The 432-nt window shown below is 65.7% G+C and carries 1 protein-coding gene; it reads left to right on the top strand.

The genetic code is table 11. The features are described from left to right. Window positions 1–432: ABC transporter ATP-binding protein (locus tag DVK07_RS21935; protein WP_394338910.1), on the top strand; the 432-nt coding region annotated here is incomplete at both ends.

The raw sequence follows: 432 nt of genomic DNA, 5'->3' as shown, positions 1-432 counted from the left end.
TGAGGTGTTCCTGATGGACGAACCGCTCAGCAACCTGGACGCGAAGCTCCGCGCGCAGATGCGGACTGAGCTCCAGCGGCTCCAAGACGACCTCGGCGTCACGACCGTCTACGTCACCCACGACCAGACGGAAGCGATGACGATGGGCGACCGCATCGCCATCCTCGACGGCGGGGAGCTCCAGCAGATTGCGACGCCGCTGGAGTGTTACCACGAGCCCGCAAACCAGTTCGTCGCGAGCTTCCTCGGCGAGCCGTCGATGAACTTCTTCGACGTGACTCGCGAGGGCGACCGCCTGGTCGGTGACTCCTTCGAGTACCCGGTCGGCGCGGAGATACGCGACGACATCGGCGACGTGACCGACCTCGTCCTCGGGATTCGACCCGAGTCCGTCGAACTCGTCGAGGCCGCGAGCGGCGACCACGACTTCGA

The sequence above is a fragment of the Halorubrum sp. Atlit-26R genome (genome assembly GCF_003666015.1).
Taxonomy (GTDB): Archaea; Halobacteriota; Halobacteria; order Halobacteriales; family Haloferacaceae; genus Halorubrum.
Note: the sequence above shows the minus strand (reverse complement) of the source record. Positions and strands in the feature narration are given on the sequence as shown.